Raw genomic sequence first — 14,807 nt, 5'->3', positions numbered from 1 at the left:
AGCCGGGCAAGCCGGAAGACTTTTCAGGATCTACTTCGGGAATGAGGGTACCGGGTCACAATGAATAAAGAATTTACCTTCGCGATTAGTAGTATTCGTTTCGACGAAGACTATCGACCTGCGGACAACACGCGCATCACCACCAACTTTGCCAACCTGGCCAGAGGCGAGAGCCGTCAGCAAAACCTGCGCAACACACTGGCGATGATCGACAATCGCTTCAATGCCCTGGCGCATTGGGACAATCCCACGGGTGACCGTTATTCGGTAGAGCTCGATATCGTTTCCGTCGAGATGAAGATCGCGGGTGCGCAGGCGGGCGATGCCTTGCCGTTGATTGAAATCCTGAAAACCAGCATTGTCGATCACAAGACCAACGAGCGCATCGAAGGCATTGTCGGGAACAATTTCTCCTCGTACGTGCGGGACTATGACTTCAGCGTGCTGTTGCTGGACCACAACAAGGGGCAGTCCGCCTTCAGCACGCCGGAGGCATTTGGCGAACTGCACGGGAAACTGTTCAAGTGCTTCGTGAACTCGAGCACTTTCAGGGAGCATTTCAACAAACTGCCGGTCATCTGCCTGAGCGTTTCGAGCAGCAAGACCTACCATCGTACTGAAAATCAGCACCCGGTCCTGGGTTATGAATACCAGCAGGATGAGTATTCATTGACCGATGAGTACTTCGCCAAGATGGGCCTGAAGGTGCGCTACTTCATGCCGCCGAACAGCGTCGCGCCGTTGGCGTTCTATTTTGCCGGCGACTTGCTGGGTGATTACACCAACCTGGAACTCATCAGCACCATCAGCACGATGGACACCTTCCAGAAGATCTACCGCCCCGAGATCTACAACGCGAACTCGGCGGCAGGCAAGTCCTATCAGCCCAGCCTGAAGCACCAGGACTACTCGTTGACTCGAATTGTCTACGACCGCGAAGAGCGCAGCCGTCTGGCCATAGAGCAAGGCAAGTTTGCCGAAGAACAATTCATCAAGCCGTACCACGCTGTGCTGCAGCAATGGTCCGCTCATTACGCTGTTTGATCGATCGAATACACAAGGCCTTGGGTCATGAAAAAACTACTCCCCACTTCGACTGCCGGCAGCCTGCCCAAACCGTCCTGGCTGGCACAGCCGGAAACCCTCTGGTCGCCCTGGAAGCTGCAAGACGAGGCGCTGATCGAGGGCAAGCAGGACGCGCTGCGTCTGTCGTTGCACGAGCAACAAGTCGCCGGTATCGATATCGTCAGTGACGGTGAGCAGACCCGTCAGCATTTCGTCACCACGTTCATCGAGCACCTCGACGGCGTCGACTTCGAGAAGCGTGAAACCGTCCGCATTCGTGACCGCTACGATGCGAGCGTTCCGACGGTGGTGGGCGCCGTGGCTCGTCAGAAGCCGGTGTTCGTGGAGGACGCCAAGTTCTTGCGCCAGCAAACCTCGCAGCCGATCAAATGGGCGCTGCCAGGCCCCATGACGATGATCGATACGCTGTATGACGCGCACTATAAAAGCCGCGAAAAGCTGGCCTGGGAATTCGCCAAGATCCTCAACGAGGAAGCCCGCGAGCTTGAGGCTGCCGGCGTTGACATCATCCAGTTCGACGAACCGGCCTTCAACGTGTTCTTCGACGAGGTGAACGACTGGGGCGTTGCCACCCTGGAGCGGGCGATCGAAGGCCTCAAGTGCGAAACGGCCGTGCACATCTGCTATGGCTATGGCATCAAGGCCAACACCGACTGGAAGAAGACCCTGGGCTCGGAGTGGCGCCAGTATGAGGAGGCGTTCCCCAAACTGCAGAAATCCAGGATCGACATCGTCTCGCTGGAGTGCCACAACTCCCACGTTCCGATGGACCTGATCGAACTGATCCGCGGCAAGAAGGTGATGGTTGGAGCCATCGACGTGGCCAACCACGCCATCGAAACCCCGGAGGAAGTGGCCGATACCCTGCGTAAAGCGCTTCAGTTCGTGGATGCCGACAAGCTCTACCCGTGCACCAACTGCGGCATGGCGCCGTTGCCGCGTGCCGTCGCACGCGGCAAGTTGAACGCGTTGAGCGCAGGTGCAGAGATCGTGCGACGAGAGCTCGCGAAGCAAGGCTGAGCGCGAGGTGGAAGGGCGGGGCGCGCAGCTTCGGCCCTTTCCCATTGCTGACGGGTCGCACCCCATATCCAGGATCTACTATGTCGCTCTTCAGTACTGCCATCGAGCCACTGCGCTTTCGCGAAGCGCTCGGGCACTACGCCTCCGGCATCACGGTGATCACCTCGCACTGTGATGGCGAGCCGCTCGGCTTTACCTGCCAGTCGTTCTACAGCGTGTCGATGAATCCGCCGCTGGTGTCATTCAGCGTCATGTCCAATTCGGCCAGCTACCCCGGAATTCGCAAGGCCGGCCGCTTCGCGGTCAATATCCTGTCGGGTGAGCAGGTCGGGATTTCCAACCAGTTCGCACGGCGCGGCACGGACAAGTGGCAGGGCGTCGACTGGCAGGCCTCGCCGCTGGGCAACCCAATCATCGCAGGCAGCCTGCATTGGCTCGATTGCGAGATTCACGCCGAACACGCCGCCGGTGACCATCTGATCGTGATTGGCGAGGTGAAAGCGCTGAACTTGCAGGAAGCTGCGGCTGCCCAGCCATTGCTGTACTTCAAGGGGCAGTATTGCAACCTCGCCGCACTCAGCCCGGCCTGAGCCTTGGCAATGGCCAGCACGGCCGAGGTCCAGCCGCGCTCTGGGATTTACCGGCATGCCCACGCCACCCACTTCACGGATGGCACCGACGATGCGCTGGTCAGTGCCCTGGGCAGACAGTTGATTGGCGCGTATCAGGGGGCGGCGGGGTGAATTTTGCCGCGCCTTCTTCGTCACCCCTGGATTGGACAGGTTCATCGGACGAGGAGGGCCCGTGCAGACTGATCACGTGTTGAGCAGGCAGCCTTCCACCTGGCTGTTGCGCAGCTTGCTGGGCGCATCACTTGGACATGTAGTCGATCACTGCCTGGTAGTCCTCGGCGGTGCAGTCCATGCACAGGCCTCGCGCCGGCATGGCGGTGAAGCCGGTCTTCAGAGCAGGATGTAGTCACTGAACTGGCGGATACCTCCATGCTCGCCCTTGACCAGATGCACATAGCGTCCCGCCACCAGATCGACCGGCAGGCAATCGTCGACGTCGAGCACAGCGTCGGTATGCGGCTTGAGCCAATCTGCCGCCATGCGTTGCTTGCCCAGGCGCTTGGCCTCGGCCTTGTCGGTGGCCGCCACCAGCAGGTAGCGATGCGCTTCACCGAATACCTGCCGCTCATAGCCGCCCAGGTTCAGGAAGAACAGGCGCATGGTGTCGGGGCCCGGAGCCACCTGGCTCAGTTCGACGCGATAGCCATCGACACCGGCAACTTCCAGCCAGGAGTCGATGTGCAGGCCTTCGGCGCTGCCGAACCAGGCTTCGCGCAATTGCGGATAGAGCTGTTCCAGCGTATCGGCCTGGGCGAAGACCACATCGTGGACTTCGATGTGGGCTCGAGGGTGACGACCGCCGAGCATGACGATGTAGAGCATGATCAATCCTTCAGGGCAGCAAAAAGCGCTGTGGTGTGAACACTACAACGCTGTTCGCCAAGCACGCAATCAGCGTAACGGTTGCCTGAACACCCTGTGCAGACGTCGCCAGGCCACCGATGCTCATGGCAACGAGCAGGCTTTCGCGTAGCAGCGGCCTGGCCAGCCGGCGTTGTCAATCCCAGCTATGCAGCAGTTTTAACAAACAGCGGCCGAACCGTTGCGTGTGCGACCAGCTCGCCGTTCGGCGTTTCGCCTGGGCACCTTGGGGCGCCTTTGACGTGCTCATAATCACGCTTTGTGTGTTTGCAGCAGGTTTGCGTAAGGCCTATGCGTTGCTGACCTTGGCATTCGTGCCTGTCGATAGTGCGGACTTGGCGATATTGCTAGTGACCTGATCGAGGTCTGGCGCTGTCCATCAAAATCTATACGGTTGCAGCGAATAACTGTACAAGATGCTATTATTGTACAGTATTTGCGTGCGATCGAGGTCATTATGGCGCACCGTACTCGTTGGACTTGCCTTTGTCTGTTACTGGTTATCTTCTCGGCGGGCGCGAGCTGGAGGGCCGAGCTGCCTGGTGCGCAACGGCTCGGGAGTGGTGAGTTTCTTCTCCATCTGGCTGGACCCACGCTCCAGGGGCCTGCAACTGCGCCTGCTTGGGCTGGCTAGCAACGACTGAGGAACATGAACATGTACAAAGTACTGTTGCTGGTTTCCTGCGTGCTTCTGGGCAGCTGCCGCAATGTCGTTGTCGAGCACTATGCCCAGGAGCAACCGAAACTCGACCTGGCTGCATTCTTCTCGCGACCGGTGCAGGCCTGGGGGATGTTCCAGAAGCGTTCCGGGGAAGTGGTCAAGCGCTTCCATGTGCGTATCGACAGCCGCCGCGAAGGTGAGCGGCTGATCCTCGACGAACATTTTCTCTATAGCGATGGCACTCGCCAGCAGCGTACCTGGACACTGGTGCCAGACGGCCCTGGTCGCTGGCGCGGAACGGCAGGAGATGTGATCGGCGAGGCGCGCGGTGAAGTGGCGGGTAACGCGTTGCGATGGCGTTACCGGCTGGACCTGCCAGTTGACGGGCGGCACTGGCAGGTAGACCTGGACGACTGGATGTATCTCATGGATGACGACACCCTGATCAACCGTTCAAGCATGAGCAAGCTGGGCGTCGAAATCGGCCAGATCACCCTGTTTTTCCGCCGCCAGCCAGAGGGCACACAATGAACCTGATCGCGCTTGCCCAGTTGGTCTCGACTGGCGAAGCAAAGGAGCTTGAACTGCTGTCGCTGGAGGGTGGCTTCTACCTTCTGCGCGCCTTGACCGACGCCGGCCCCGTGACATTGAGCGATGCCCATGGGCAGCCCGTTCGCGTGCGTTCCACTACCGAGCTGCGACAGCTGTTGGCCGACCTGCCACCCGTGCCTTGCATGCTGGTACAGCAGGTGGTGCATGATGAGATGTGCGGGCAACGTGACGGCCCCATTGCGCCGCTTCGCGTACCGGTCACGCTCACCAGCCAGTGGTAGCCTGAACGATGCGCCTGGGCCTTGTGCTGGGTGACCAGCTGTCGTTCGACCTGGCGAGCCTGGCTGCCCTTGACCCCGCCCGAGATGCTGTTCTGATGGCGGAAGTGGAGGGTGAGGCTCGCTATGTGCCGCATCATCCGCTCAAGATCGTGCTCATCTTCAGTGCCATGCGGCACTTTGCCCAGACCCTGCGTGAGCGGGGTTGGCAGGTGCATTATGTCGAGCTCGATGCTGACGGCAACAGCGGCAGCATCGTTGGCGAGTTGCATCGCTGGCAAGAAGCCCTGGGCGCCACGCAAATTCACCTGACCGAGTGCGGGGAATGGCGCCTGGAGCAGGCTCTGCGTGATGCCGGATTGCCCCTCGTGTGGCATCGCGACACGCGTTTTCTGTGCTCCCGCGAAGCCTTTGCGCGCTGGGCCCATGAGCGTCGTCAGCTGCGTATGGAGCACTTCTACCGTGGCATGCGCAAGCGAAGCGGCCTGCTTATGCAGCCCGACGGCAGCCCGGCAGGTGGGGCCTGGAATTTTGATGGTGACAACCGCAAGCCCCTGCCTCGCCAGTTGCGTGGGCCGTTCGCTGCGCATTTCGCGCAGGACGGGATCACAGCAGCGGTGGTCGCCTTGGTACGACGGCGCTTCAGCGACCACTACGGGGACATCGACGGCTTTGACTACCCCGTGACCCATGCCGAGGCAAAGCAGCTGTGGCAGCACTTTCTGGATTTTGGCCTGGCGGCTTTCGGCGACTACCAGGACGCGATGGCCGAGGGCGAGCCGTACCTGTTCCATGCGCGCATCAGTGCGGCGCTCAACATCGGGCTTCTGGATGTCCGATGTGTGTGTGAAGAGGTCGACAGGGCCTGGCGCGAGGGGCGGGTGCCGCTTAATGCAGCTGAAGGCTTCATTCGCCAGTTGATCGGCTGGCGCGAGTATGTGCGCGGTATCTATTGGCTGCGCATGCCTGAGTATGCCGGGCTCAATCACCTGGGCAACGACCGAGCGCTACCTGAATTCTATTGGACCGGGCGCACCCGCATGCGCTGCATGGAGCAAGCCATCGGGCAGACCCTGCGGTTGGGCTACGCGCACCATATCCAGCGGTTGATGGTGACCGGCAACTTCGCCTTGCTGGCGGGTATCGTGCCTACCGCGATTTGCGAGTGGTACCTGGCGGTGTATATGGATGCCTTCGACTGGGTCGAGCTGCCCAACACGCTTGGCATGGTGATGCACGCCGACGGCGGCTACCTGGGGTCCAAGCCATACTGCGCCAGTGGTCGTTACATCCAGCGCATGTCCGATCATTGCCAGGCGTGCAGTTACAAGGTGAATCATGTGATCGAGGACGATGGCTGTCCGTTCAATGCCCTGTACTGGCATTTTCTCATCCGCCATCGCCCCCTGCTGTCGACGAACCCGCGTTTGGCTCTGGTCTATCGCAGCCTCGATGGCATGACTGCTAGTCGGCGCGAGGCCGTGTGGCAGCGTGGCCAAGCACTGTTGGCGCAGCTCGATGCGCAGCAGCCGTTATGAAAAAGAGTCTTTTGCCCAGCAAGGTCTGCGTGGTATGTGATCGGCCGTTCAACTGGCGCAAGCGCTGGGCTCGCTGTTGGGACCAAGTGCGCTACTGTTCAGAGCGATGCCGCAGGTCAGCGCCGCGCCGCGAGGCGCGCGAGCAGTGGCATGGCCAAGGCCCATATCGGCATCAGTAGCAGGCCGGTTTGCAGCGCGCCAAGCGGCAGGGCGACATCCGCAAACCTTGCGCCGCCTACGTAGGCCAACGGGCCACCCAGTGCACCCGTCCCTACAAACCCAGTTGGAGCGCGCAACGCGCCCAAGCCTTCATCCTGGAGCAGTCAGGGCAGCATTTTGATCCGCATTTGGTCCAGGTCATCCAAGGATGCTTCGAGCAAATCGAGCAGTATTTCGAATCATCCACGAAGGTGGGTGTTTGCGGCATTTAGCCGTCAGGCCGAATTCACCTGAAGTCGAAAACGTCACTTCAGATTCTATTCAGATTCGACCCCGATAATCCCCCCGTCGAACCCAATCGGGGGGAGTTTCATGACCGAATCTCAATGGAGCAGTCTGCTCCCGCTACCCATCGGTAGCCATGCCGACCACCGCGCGCAGCTTTCGCTTTGTTTGGAGGGAGATGCTTCACGTGCGAATCTTGAGCAATTCATCCACGCGTGCTTCGCCGCCGTGCATCAAGCGAATGTGCAGCATTACTTGCCAGAACTCCTGGCATTGCATGACAGCCACGGCCGCCTGATCGCCGCGGCCGGCATGCGCCCGGCCAGCCAGGGTCCAGTATTTCTCGAACGGTACCTGGACGTGCCTTTGGAAACCGCCGTTTCTCAAGTTGCGGGTATTTCATTGGATCGCACCTGCATAGTCGAGGTAGGAAACCTGGCCTCCCTCAGCGCTGGCAGTGCTCGCATCATGATCATCGCTGTCACGTGGTTGTTGGCCAACCGCGGCCTTGAGTGGGTCACGTTCACTGGGGCGGCGACACTGATAAACAGTTTTCAACGGCTTGGGCTTACGCCCTGCGTGTTGGCCGCCGCCGATCCCGATCGCCTACAGGGGCAGATGGATCAGTGGGGGACCTACTATGACCAACATCCGCAGGTGTTTGCCGGAAACATCGGCTATGGCTTCGACGCCCTGACCCGAGCCGGCGTGTTCCAAAGGCTGGGTTTTCCAGTGCTCGCCGAGGAGACTGGCCATGCCGCGTGAACTGGAGCGGTTTCAAGAGCTACTGATGTCGTTCGCCCGCGATCACGCCGGTGCCGTGGCGGTGAAAGGTGATGCTCACAGCTACACATACCGGCAGTTACTCGGTGAAGTAGGACTGCGAGCCCATGTGCTGCACCGGCAACCTGCCGGGGCGTTGGTGCTGGCCCTGGATAACGGCCCTGATCTGCTGTTCTGGGACCTGGCCGCCTTGTTCGCAGCGCGCCCCTGCGTGATCGTGCCGTCGTTCTTCAGCGCGACGCAGTTTGATCACTGCATTGCCCAGAGTGGTGCTTCAACCGTGCTTTGCACGACGCAGTGGGAGCCGCGACTGGTCAGTGAGGGGTTTGTTCAGGAAGGTGAGTTCTGGGTGCGCGAGCGGTTGGCCTGCGCCCGATTGCCTGATGGTACCGCCAAGATTACCTACACCTCTGGCAGCACCGGGCACCCTAAAGGTGTCTGCCTGAGCGCTGACGCCATGCTGCGGGTAGCACGGGAATTGGAGGCGGCAAGCCGGCCCACTGAACCGCAACAGTACCTGGCCGTGCTGCCTTTGGGCGTATTGCTGGAGAACCTCGGCGTATATGCCGCACTGATGGCGGGTGCCTGCGTACAGCTCTATCCGCAGCATCAGTTGGGCATGGGCGGGGCAAGTCAGGTGGATTTCAAGCGACTGCTGGGCGCCATTGCCCTCAGTGGTGCGCAGAGCCTGATCCTCGTGCCGCAGTTGCTGATGGGGCTGGTCACGGCCATTGAGCGCGGGTTGATGCGCGTTGGCCCACTGCGTTTCGTGGCGGTGGGCGGTGCCCGGATATCGCCAAGCCTGCTAGCCCGGGCCGAGGCGGTCGGGTTGCCGGTGTTCGAAGGCTACGGCCTGTCGGAGTGTGCCTCCGTGGTCGCATTGAATCGCCCTGGTGCCGTACGCCACGGCAGCGTCGGCCAGCCATTGCCCCATGTGCAAGTGCGTATTGCCGAGGACGGCGAGGTGCTGGTGGCCGGCTCGACATTGCTTGGCTACCTGGAGGACGCCCCGGTGACCCAGCCCTGGTGGGCAACGGGCGACCTGGGCCACCTCGACGAAGAAGGCTATCTGTTCCTCGATGGACGCAAGAAACACCAGTTCATCACCAGCTTCGGGCGCAACGTCAACCCGGAGTGGGTAGAAGCCGAACTCACCCAGAGCGGCGTCATCGCCCAGGCATTCGTGCATGGCGAAGCCTTGCCGCACAACCTGGCTCTGCTTTGGCCTCTTGACCCTGCCGCCAGCAACGAGGCCATCGAGCAGGCCGTGCAGCAGTGCAACGCGCAGCTGCCCGATTACGCCCGGGTACATACCTGGCGGCGCTTGCCGGCCCCCTTCAGCACCCGTGACGAAACCCTGACTGCCAACGGCCGCCCGCGACGCGAGGCGATCCTGCAGCACTACCAAACCCTGTTATCCGACATCTCGTGGTGAGGCTCCCCATGTCCTTTTTCGACACCCTGCAACTACAAACAACCCAAGAGCGTCAGGCGTTGTTCGCCGTGCCGGTGATCCGTGACGCCCTGGCCGGCCAGGTCAGCCTGGACAGTTACATTGCCTTCCTGACCCAGGCCTACCACCATGTCCGCCACACGGTTCCGCTGATGATGGCCTGTGGCGCGCGCTTGCCGTCGCGCCTGGAGTGGCTGCGCGGCGCGGTGTGCGAGTACATCGACGAGGAATACGGCCATGAGCAGTGGATCCTCAACGATATCAACGCCTGTGGTGGTGATTGGGAGGCGGTGCGCGATGGTCGGCCGGCGCGGTCGATCGAGCTGATGGTCGCCTACCTCTACGACCTGATCGCCCGCGGCAACCCGGTCGGGCTCTTCGGCATGGTCAACGTGCTCGAAGGCACCAGCATCGCCCTGGCCACCCAAGCGGCGGGCACGATCAAAACCACACTGAACCTGCCTGACAAGGCGTTCAGCTACCTGAGCTCCCATGGGGCGCTGGACCAGGACCACATGGTGACCTACAAGCAACTGATGGACCGCCTCGATGATGCCGCAGACCAGCAGGCCGTCATCCATGCGGCGAAGGTCGTCTACCACTTGTACACCGAAATGTTCCAAGGCTTGCCGCGCGCGGGGCAGCGAGAGGTGCATCATGCGCTTGCCTGAGTCCGTGGTGATCCTCACCGGTGCCAGTGGCGGCATCGGCCTGGAGCTGGCCGAACAGTTGTGCGCTGCCGGTGCCCAGGTACTGGCTGTCAGTCGGCACATGGGCAAGCTGGCAGGCTTGATGAATCGCTACCCGGATCGCCTGCGTTGGCAGGAGGCCGATTTGCGCAGCCAGGCGGGGCGCGAACAGGTCGTGAGCCGAGCCCGCGAGATGGGCACTGTCAACGTGCTGATCAACGCGGCCGGCGTGAATCGCTTCGCCCTGCTCGACCAATTGGACGAGCACGCGCTCGACGAGCTGCTGGACATCAACCTCAAGGCACCGCTGCAGCTGACGCGCGCCTGCCTGCCGCTGCTGCGTGCTCAGCCCAAGGCACTGGTGGTCAATGTCGGCTCCACCTATGGCTCGATCGGCTATCCCGGCTACGCCACCTACTGCGCCAGCAAGTTCGCCCTGCGCGGCTTCTCCGAGGCACTGCGGCGCGAGCTGGCCGACACCACGGTCAACGTCTTGTATGCCGCCCCCCGGGCGACCCGTACCGGCATGAACAGCAGTGCTGCGACTGCACTCAATCAAGCGCTTAAAGTCGGCATGGACGACCCGGCGGATGTTGCTCGCGCCGTGCTCGAGGCGGTGCAGTCCGAGCGCAGTGAGCTTTACCTGGGGTGGCCGGAAAAGCTTTTCGTGCGCATCAACAGCATGTTGCCGGGCGTGGTCGACCGCGCACTGCGCAAGCAACTGCCTGTCATTCGGCGCTATATCGCTAGCCACTCCAAGGAGTCGATCAAATGAAGCGTCTGTTCGTCGCCAGCTTGTTGGCATTCGCACCCTTGACCTGGGCATTGGACCAGGCAGGCACACAGCACCTGAGCGATCTGCAGCAGCACTGGGCGCAGATCCAGTATCAGGTACCCAAGGACAAACGTGCCGACGCCTTTGAAAAGCTCTCCGCTGACGCGGCGGCATTCGTTCATCGGTACCCCGGATCACCTGAGCCGTTGATCTGGCAAGGCATCATCGACAGCAGCTGGGCGGGCGCCACCGGTGGCCTCGGCGCACTGGGCAAGGTCAAGGCGGCGAAGGCAAGTCTTGAGCAGGCCATGAAACTGGACCCCAATGCCCTGCAGGGTTCGGCCTATACCAGCCTGGGCACTTTGTACGACCAGGTGCCCGGCTGGCCAATCGGTTTCGGCGACACCGACAAGGCTGACGCCCTGCTGCGCAAGGCGCTGCAAATCAACCCCGATGGTATCGACAGCAACTATTTCTGGGCCGATCATCTGTATCGGCAAAAGCGCTACCCTGAGGCTACTGCTGCTCTGCAGAAAGCCTTGCAGGCCCCGCCCCGACCAGGGCGTGAGTTGGCAGACCAGGGCCGGCGTGCCGATATCGATGTCTTAATGAAAGCGATCAAGGACAAACAGGACTGAACATGCGGCTGCTGCTGGTTGAGGACGACATCGCACTGGGAGAGGGCATCTGCGACGGCTTGCGCCAGGAAGGCTATACGCTCGACTGGTTGCGTGACGGCGTCAGTGCCTTGCATGCGCTGCAGCATGAAGCCTTCGACCTGGTGATCCTGGACCTTGGCCTGCCGCGCATGGATGGCCTGGAACTGCTGCGGCGGGTGCGCGCCGGCGGCGACAGCCTGCCGGTGCTGATCCTCACCGCGCGGGATGCGCTGGACGATCGCATTACCGGGCTTGATGCCGGTGCCGACGATTACCTGGTGAAACCTTTCGACCTCAACGAACTGAAGGCACGCTTGCGCGCCTTGCTGCGGCGCAGTGCGGGGCGAGCGAAGGTAGTGGTCGAGCATGCCGGGGTCAGCCTCGACCCTGCCACCCAGCAAGTGCACTACAACGGTGTCGAAGTGGTGCTGACCCCGAAGGAGTATGTGCTGTTACATGAACTGTTGGCGCAACCCGGCAAGGTATTCACCCGCGAGCGCCTGACCCAGCTGCTGTATGGCTGGGACGAAGAGCCCGAGAGCAATACGCTGGAGGTGAACATCTACCACCTGCGCAAGAAGCTGTTCAACGGGTTGATCCGAACGGTACGCGGCATCGGCTACCTGGTCGAGGCCAAGGCATGAGCTCGCTGCGCCAGCGCACATTGTGGCGGGTGATGTTGTTGCTGCTGCTCGGCACCGGTCTGCTGGCGCTCTACAACTACCACGACAGCCGCCGCGAAATTAACGAGGTGTATGACGCCCATCTCGCCCAGAACGCCCGCCTGCTGCAGGGTGTCATGAGCCTGCCGGTGCAGGACGGCTCGCGTGAGGCGCTGTACTGGGCCTTCAACGAAGCGTTGGGCAGGGCAGGGCGACATCAGGTGGGGCACCCTTACGAAAGCAAGCTGGCTTTTCAGGTCTGGCAGGTCGGCGGAGCCCTTCTGGTGCATACACCCAGCGCGCCATCGTTCGATTCGCCACCGACGGCGCCAGGCTTCTACGACTTCACCAGCGGCGGCGAACAATGGCGCGGTTTCGTCTTGCCGGTGCCGGAAAAACGCTGGGTGATCTGGGTCGGCGAGCGTGATGACGTACGCTACGACCTGATCGACCGAATTGTCCGCCATACCCTGTTCCCGTTCCTCCTGGGCAGCCTGGCATTGGCGCTGTTGGTCTGGGCGGCGATCGGCTGGGGGCTGCGGCCGTTGCAGAACATGGCCAATGTCATCCGCGCGCGCCACGCCGACTCCCTTGAGCCGTTGCAACTGGTGCCGCTTCCCTCGGAGCTTGAGCCGATGCAGGCCGCCATCAATCGCCTGTTGGCGCAGATCGAGGACCTGTTGCGGCGTGAGCATCGGTTCATTGCCGATGCCGCTCACGAAATGCGCACGCCGCTGGCCGTCCTGCGCCTGCATGCACAGAACGCGCTGGCCGCCAGCAACGACATGGAGCGGCAAAAAGCGCTGGGGTTCCTGATGGGCGGGGTCGACCGGCTGACCCGGGTGGTCAACCAGTTGCTGACACTCGCCCGCGTCGAGCCGAAACTGGGGCAGCGTGCCAGTACCTGCGTCGACCTGGCTGAGGTGGTTACCGAGACCCTGGCTGAGCTGACCCCGTGGATACTTGATCGCGGCCTGGAGCCCTCGCTGGAGATCGGTGAAGGCGACCATCACCTGGCGATCGATGCTGGCGCGTTGGGCATTGCGCTACAGAACCTTGTGTCCAACGCGGTTGAACATTCACCCCCGGCAGGCCGCATAACCGTATCACTCAGGCGTCTGGATGGCGCCTTGGAGCTGGTGGTCGAGGACGAGGGGCCAGGTATCGATGAAGCAAGCCTTTCTCGTGTATTCGAGCGTTTCTATAGCCGCAACAGCCCGAATGGCGCCGGCCTTGGTCTGTCGATCGTTGCGACCATCATCGATCGCCTGGGCGGGCAGGTCCGGTTGGAGAATCGAGCGGGCGGGGGACTGGCCGCCACCTTGCTGCTGCCAAGGGATTGAGTCCATCGGCACATGCGCTGGGCAAGTCCTGCCGATGACCTGCGGCGCAACGCAACGTTGATAGCTTCAGACTGCGCCGCCCGGGCTTGAACTGGCACTGAGCCTCGCCGCCGGTGCGGCGAGGCCAGGAGGGCAGCAGTTGTGCGACTGCCTGGCCATCCTTCTGGCGGCGCTGGTCTTGTGCACGATCAGGTACATCGGTGGGGACGGCATCGGGTAAACGCCCAGTTGGCCGAGATGGGCCAAAATGGGACCCGCCGTCACAGTACCTGAGACTGAACGAAGGGTTGCGGCAGCGCCGTAACTTTGATGGCACGCACTGGTACGGCAAATTTGGCGCCGATTCGGGTGAAGCGTTCGAGCAGGTGAAAGTTGATAGCCTGTTGAATATCCATGTAGAGGTTATAGCCAGGGTCTCTCACGATATAGACGCATTCGAACTCCAGCGCCTCTTTGCCAAAGCCGCGCAAGTGAGCGCGGTCGAAACGCACTTGCTGCTGGGCCTTGATCGCCTCTTCGACGATGGCGGGCGCCTGTTTCACCGCCTCGGTGGGCGTGTCGTAGGACAAGCCGAACTCGAACACAATACGTCGTTCCTGCAAGCGCTTGTAGTTCTGGATGGTGCTGCTGATCATGCTGGCATTGGCCATGACGATCTGCTCACCGCCCAGGCTGCGGATGCGAGTAGTCTTCAGCCCAACATGTTCCACCGTGCCGGCCAGTGGGCCGATGACGATGAAATCACCGACTTCGAAGGGTTTGTCGACAGCAATCGACAATGAGGCGAACAGGTCACCCAGGATGTTCTGCACGGCCAGGGCCACGGCAATCCCGCCCACACCCAGGCTGGCCACGAAGGCGGTGATATTTACGCCGAGGTTGGACAGCATGGCCAGCAACACTACCGACCACAGCAGCACCCGTGCCCCCCAGGCCGAAAGCGTGGCCAATGCACTGCCTTGATACAGGCCGTCGGCGCTGTGCCGGCTGAAGTAGCGTGTCAGCCCCAGCGCGATGGCGCGATTGACCCAGAGGCCGATCTGCAAGGCGGCGACCACGAACCACAAGCTACTGACCCGGCCCAACCAGCGCTCGGGCAGGTCCAGCATGCTCAAACCGACCAGCAGCGAAGCGAGCAGCAGCAGGCTGTTGCTGGTACCAGCCAGTACCTTGGCCAGCACCTGACTCATCGCCCCGTCATGTTCGGACCAGCGCTGCACCCGGCGCATCAACAGGCCGATGACAGCTCTGGCAATCACGAACGTCAGCACGGCAACGCACAGCGCTACCAACAGGTTGAGGATGGAAATGCCGAAGAATGTGGTGTCGGTGAACAGTTCGATGATTCGATCATTCATGGGAGCCCACCTC

At 61.5% G+C, this 14,807-nt stretch carries 16 protein-coding genes and 2 pseudogenes; 14 read left to right on the top strand and 4 right to left on the bottom strand.

Annotation, left to right across the window (positions count from 1 at the left end; genetic code table 11):
• Positions 1-60 precede the first annotated feature (60 nt).
• From ACVWZ5_RS01625 to ACVWZ5_RS01615, 3 genes are all read left to right on the top strand, one after another.
• A complete protein-coding gene (locus ACVWZ5_RS01625; protein ID WP_084942795.1) occupies positions 61-1,044 on the top strand; it encodes a DUF1852 domain-containing protein in 984 nt (327 codons plus the stop codon).
• A 27-nt stretch (positions 1,045-1,071) separates the two neighbouring features.
• The gene (locus ACVWZ5_RS01620; RefSeq protein ID WP_457340357.1) at positions 1,072-2,106 is read left to right on the top strand and encodes a methionine synthase; all 1,035 of its coding nucleotides are present in this window, start codon (positions 1,072-1,074) and stop codon (positions 2,104-2,106) included.
• 80 nt (positions 2,107-2,186) lie between these two features.
• Positions 2,187-2,696 (top strand): flavin reductase family protein, encoded by a 510-nt coding sequence (locus ACVWZ5_RS01615; protein WP_062573727.1) that lies wholly within the window; start codon positions 2,187-2,189, stop codon positions 2,694-2,696.
• A gap of 280 nt (positions 2,697-2,976) precedes the next feature.
• On the opposite strand, the pseudogene ACVWZ5_RS01610 reads toward ACVWZ5_RS01615, so the two are convergent.
• A pseudogene (locus tag ACVWZ5_RS01610) lies at positions 2,977-3,063 on the bottom strand (c-type cytochrome); the annotation flags it as partial.
• A 5-nt stretch (positions 3,064-3,068) separates the two neighbouring features.
• Positions 3,069-3,560 (bottom strand): DUF1543 domain-containing protein, encoded by a 492-nt coding sequence (locus tag ACVWZ5_RS01605; RefSeq protein ID WP_062573729.1) that lies wholly within the window; start codon positions 3,558-3,560, stop codon positions 3,069-3,071.
• Between the two features lie 694 nt (positions 3,561-4,254).
• Here ACVWZ5_RS01605 and ACVWZ5_RS01600 point away from each other — a divergent pair.
• Genes ACVWZ5_RS01600 through ACVWZ5_RS01585 form a run of 4 tightly spaced genes read left to right on the top strand, consistent with a single transcriptional unit; the run spans position 4,255 to position 6,807 of the window.
• Positions 4,255-4,791 carry a DUF3833 domain-containing protein gene (locus tag ACVWZ5_RS01600; protein ID WP_084942790.1) on the top strand — a complete coding sequence of 179 codons (537 nt, stop codon included), beginning with the start codon at positions 4,255-4,257 and terminating at the stop codon, positions 4,789-4,791.
• Complete coding sequence (locus tag ACVWZ5_RS01595; RefSeq protein WP_062573731.1) at positions 4,788-5,093, top strand: DUF6482 family protein; 306 nt, start codon at positions 4,788-4,790, stop codon at positions 5,091-5,093. Before ACVWZ5_RS01600 ends, ACVWZ5_RS01595 begins: the two co-directional genes overlap by 4 nt.
• 8 nt (positions 5,094-5,101) lie before the next feature.
• Positions 5,102-6,628: a cryptochrome/photolyase family protein gene (locus ACVWZ5_RS01590; protein WP_084942787.1), complete on the top strand. Its 1,527-nt coding sequence runs from the start codon at positions 5,102-5,104 to the stop codon at positions 6,626-6,628.
• Positions 6,625-6,807: a DUF2256 domain-containing protein gene (locus tag ACVWZ5_RS01585; protein WP_084942785.1), complete on the top strand. Its 183-nt coding sequence runs from the start codon at positions 6,625-6,627 to the stop codon at positions 6,805-6,807. Before ACVWZ5_RS01590 ends, ACVWZ5_RS01585 begins: the two co-directional genes overlap by 4 nt.
• On the opposite strand, the pseudogene ACVWZ5_RS01580 reads toward ACVWZ5_RS01585, so the two are convergent.
• Positions 6,745-6,894: pseudogene (locus ACVWZ5_RS01580) on the bottom strand (DUF2878 family protein); the annotation flags it as partial. The gene ACVWZ5_RS01585 and the pseudogene ACVWZ5_RS01580 overlap by 63 nt on opposite strands.
• 265 nt (positions 6,895-7,159) lie before the next feature.
• On the opposite strand from ACVWZ5_RS01580, the gene ACVWZ5_RS01575 reads away from it, so the two are divergent.
• From ACVWZ5_RS01575 to ACVWZ5_RS01545, 7 genes are read left to right on the top strand one after another with little or no spacing between them, the layout of a single operon-like run.
• Positions 7,160-7,837, top strand: coding sequence for a thermostable hemolysin (locus ACVWZ5_RS01575; protein WP_062573733.1), 678 nt, complete (start codon positions 7,160-7,162; stop codon positions 7,835-7,837).
• The gene (locus tag ACVWZ5_RS01570; RefSeq protein ID WP_084942782.1) at positions 7,827-9,290 is read left to right on the top strand and encodes an AMP-binding protein; all 1,464 of its coding nucleotides are present in this window, start codon (positions 7,827-7,829) and stop codon (positions 9,288-9,290) included. Before ACVWZ5_RS01575 ends, ACVWZ5_RS01570 begins: the two co-directional genes overlap by 11 nt.
• An 8-nt stretch (positions 9,291-9,298) precedes the next feature.
• Positions 9,299-9,979, top strand: coding sequence for a TenA family transcriptional regulator (locus ACVWZ5_RS01565; protein ID WP_062364386.1), 681 nt, complete (start codon positions 9,299-9,301; stop codon positions 9,977-9,979).
• Entirely contained in the window at positions 9,966-10,772 is an 807-nt protein-coding gene (locus ACVWZ5_RS01560) for an SDR family oxidoreductase (RefSeq protein WP_457340356.1), read from the top strand. The genes ACVWZ5_RS01565 and ACVWZ5_RS01560 overlap by 14 nt, the downstream gene beginning before the upstream one ends.
• Positions 10,769-11,410, top strand: coding sequence for a tetratricopeptide repeat protein (locus ACVWZ5_RS01555; RefSeq protein WP_062573736.1), 642 nt, complete (start codon positions 10,769-10,771; stop codon positions 11,408-11,410). The genes ACVWZ5_RS01560 and ACVWZ5_RS01555 overlap by 4 nt, the downstream gene beginning before the upstream one ends.
• A 2-nt stretch (positions 11,411-11,412) precedes the next feature.
• The gene (locus tag ACVWZ5_RS01550) at positions 11,413-12,075 is read left to right on the top strand and encodes a response regulator (RefSeq protein WP_028689322.1); all 663 of its coding nucleotides are present in this window, start codon (positions 11,413-11,415) and stop codon (positions 12,073-12,075) included.
• The gene (locus tag ACVWZ5_RS01545; RefSeq protein ID WP_084942780.1) at positions 12,072-13,436 is read left to right on the top strand and encodes a sensor histidine kinase; all 1,365 of its coding nucleotides are present in this window, start codon (positions 12,072-12,074) and stop codon (positions 13,434-13,436) included. Before ACVWZ5_RS01550 ends, ACVWZ5_RS01545 begins: the two co-directional genes overlap by 4 nt.
• Before the next feature lie 260 nt (positions 13,437-13,696).
• Here ACVWZ5_RS01545 and ACVWZ5_RS01540 read toward each other — a convergent pair whose 3' ends face one another.
• The gene (locus ACVWZ5_RS01540; protein ID WP_028689324.1) at positions 13,697-14,794 is read right to left on the bottom strand and encodes a mechanosensitive ion channel family protein; all 1,098 of its coding nucleotides are present in this window, start codon (positions 14,792-14,794) and stop codon (positions 13,697-13,699) included.
• Positions 14,795-14,807: the final 13 nt, after the last annotated feature.

This window comes from Pseudomonas sp. TE6283 (assembly GCF_054060555.1).
This window is presented reverse-complemented; position numbering and strand designations above follow the sequence as displayed.

Bases quoted from the DNA above. Each gene is read 5' to 3' on its own strand.
- ACVWZ5_RS01585 (WP_084942785.1), top strand. From the start codon at position 6,625: ATGAAAAAGAGTCTTTTGCCCAGCAAGGTCTGCGTGGTATGTGATCGG.
- ACVWZ5_RS01595 (WP_062573731.1), top strand. From the start codon at position 4,788: ATGAACCTGATCGCGCTTGCCCAGTTGGTCTCGACTGGCGAAGCAAAG.
- ACVWZ5_RS01545 (WP_084942780.1), top strand. From the start codon at position 12,072: ATGAGCTCGCTGCGCCAGCGCACATTGTGGCGGGTGATGTTGTTGCTG.
- ACVWZ5_RS01575 (WP_062573733.1), top strand. From the start codon at position 7,160: ATGACCGAATCTCAATGGAGCAGTCTGCTCCCGCTACCCATCGGTAGC.
- ACVWZ5_RS01550 (WP_028689322.1), top strand. From the start codon at position 11,413: ATGCGGCTGCTGCTGGTTGAGGACGACATCGCACTGGGAGAGGGCATC.
- ACVWZ5_RS01555 (WP_062573736.1), top strand. From the start codon at position 10,769: ATGAAGCGTCTGTTCGTCGCCAGCTTGTTGGCATTCGCACCCTTGACC.
- ACVWZ5_RS01570 (WP_084942782.1), top strand. From the start codon at position 7,827: ATGCCGCGTGAACTGGAGCGGTTTCAAGAGCTACTGATGTCGTTCGCC.
- ACVWZ5_RS01605 (WP_062573729.1), bottom strand. From the start codon at position 3,560: ATGCTCTACATCGTCATGCTCGGCGGTCGTCACCCTCGAGCCCACATC.
- ACVWZ5_RS01565 (WP_062364386.1), top strand. From the start codon at position 9,299: ATGTCCTTTTTCGACACCCTGCAACTACAAACAACCCAAGAGCGTCAG.
- ACVWZ5_RS01620 (WP_457340357.1), top strand. From the start codon at position 1,072: ATGAAAAAACTACTCCCCACTTCGACTGCCGGCAGCCTGCCCAAACCG.
- ACVWZ5_RS01615 (WP_062573727.1), top strand. From the start codon at position 2,187: ATGTCGCTCTTCAGTACTGCCATCGAGCCACTGCGCTTTCGCGAAGCG.
- ACVWZ5_RS01560 (WP_457340356.1), top strand. From the start codon at position 9,966: ATGCGCTTGCCTGAGTCCGTGGTGATCCTCACCGGTGCCAGTGGCGGC.
- ACVWZ5_RS01590 (WP_084942787.1), top strand. From the start codon at position 5,102: ATGCGCCTGGGCCTTGTGCTGGGTGACCAGCTGTCGTTCGACCTGGCG.
- ACVWZ5_RS01540 (WP_028689324.1), bottom strand. From the start codon at position 14,794: ATGAATGATCGAATCATCGAACTGTTCACCGACACCACATTCTTCGGC.
- ACVWZ5_RS01625 (WP_084942795.1), top strand. From the start codon at position 61: ATGAATAAAGAATTTACCTTCGCGATTAGTAGTATTCGTTTCGACGAA.
- ACVWZ5_RS01600 (WP_084942790.1), top strand. From the start codon at position 4,255: ATGTACAAAGTACTGTTGCTGGTTTCCTGCGTGCTTCTGGGCAGCTGC.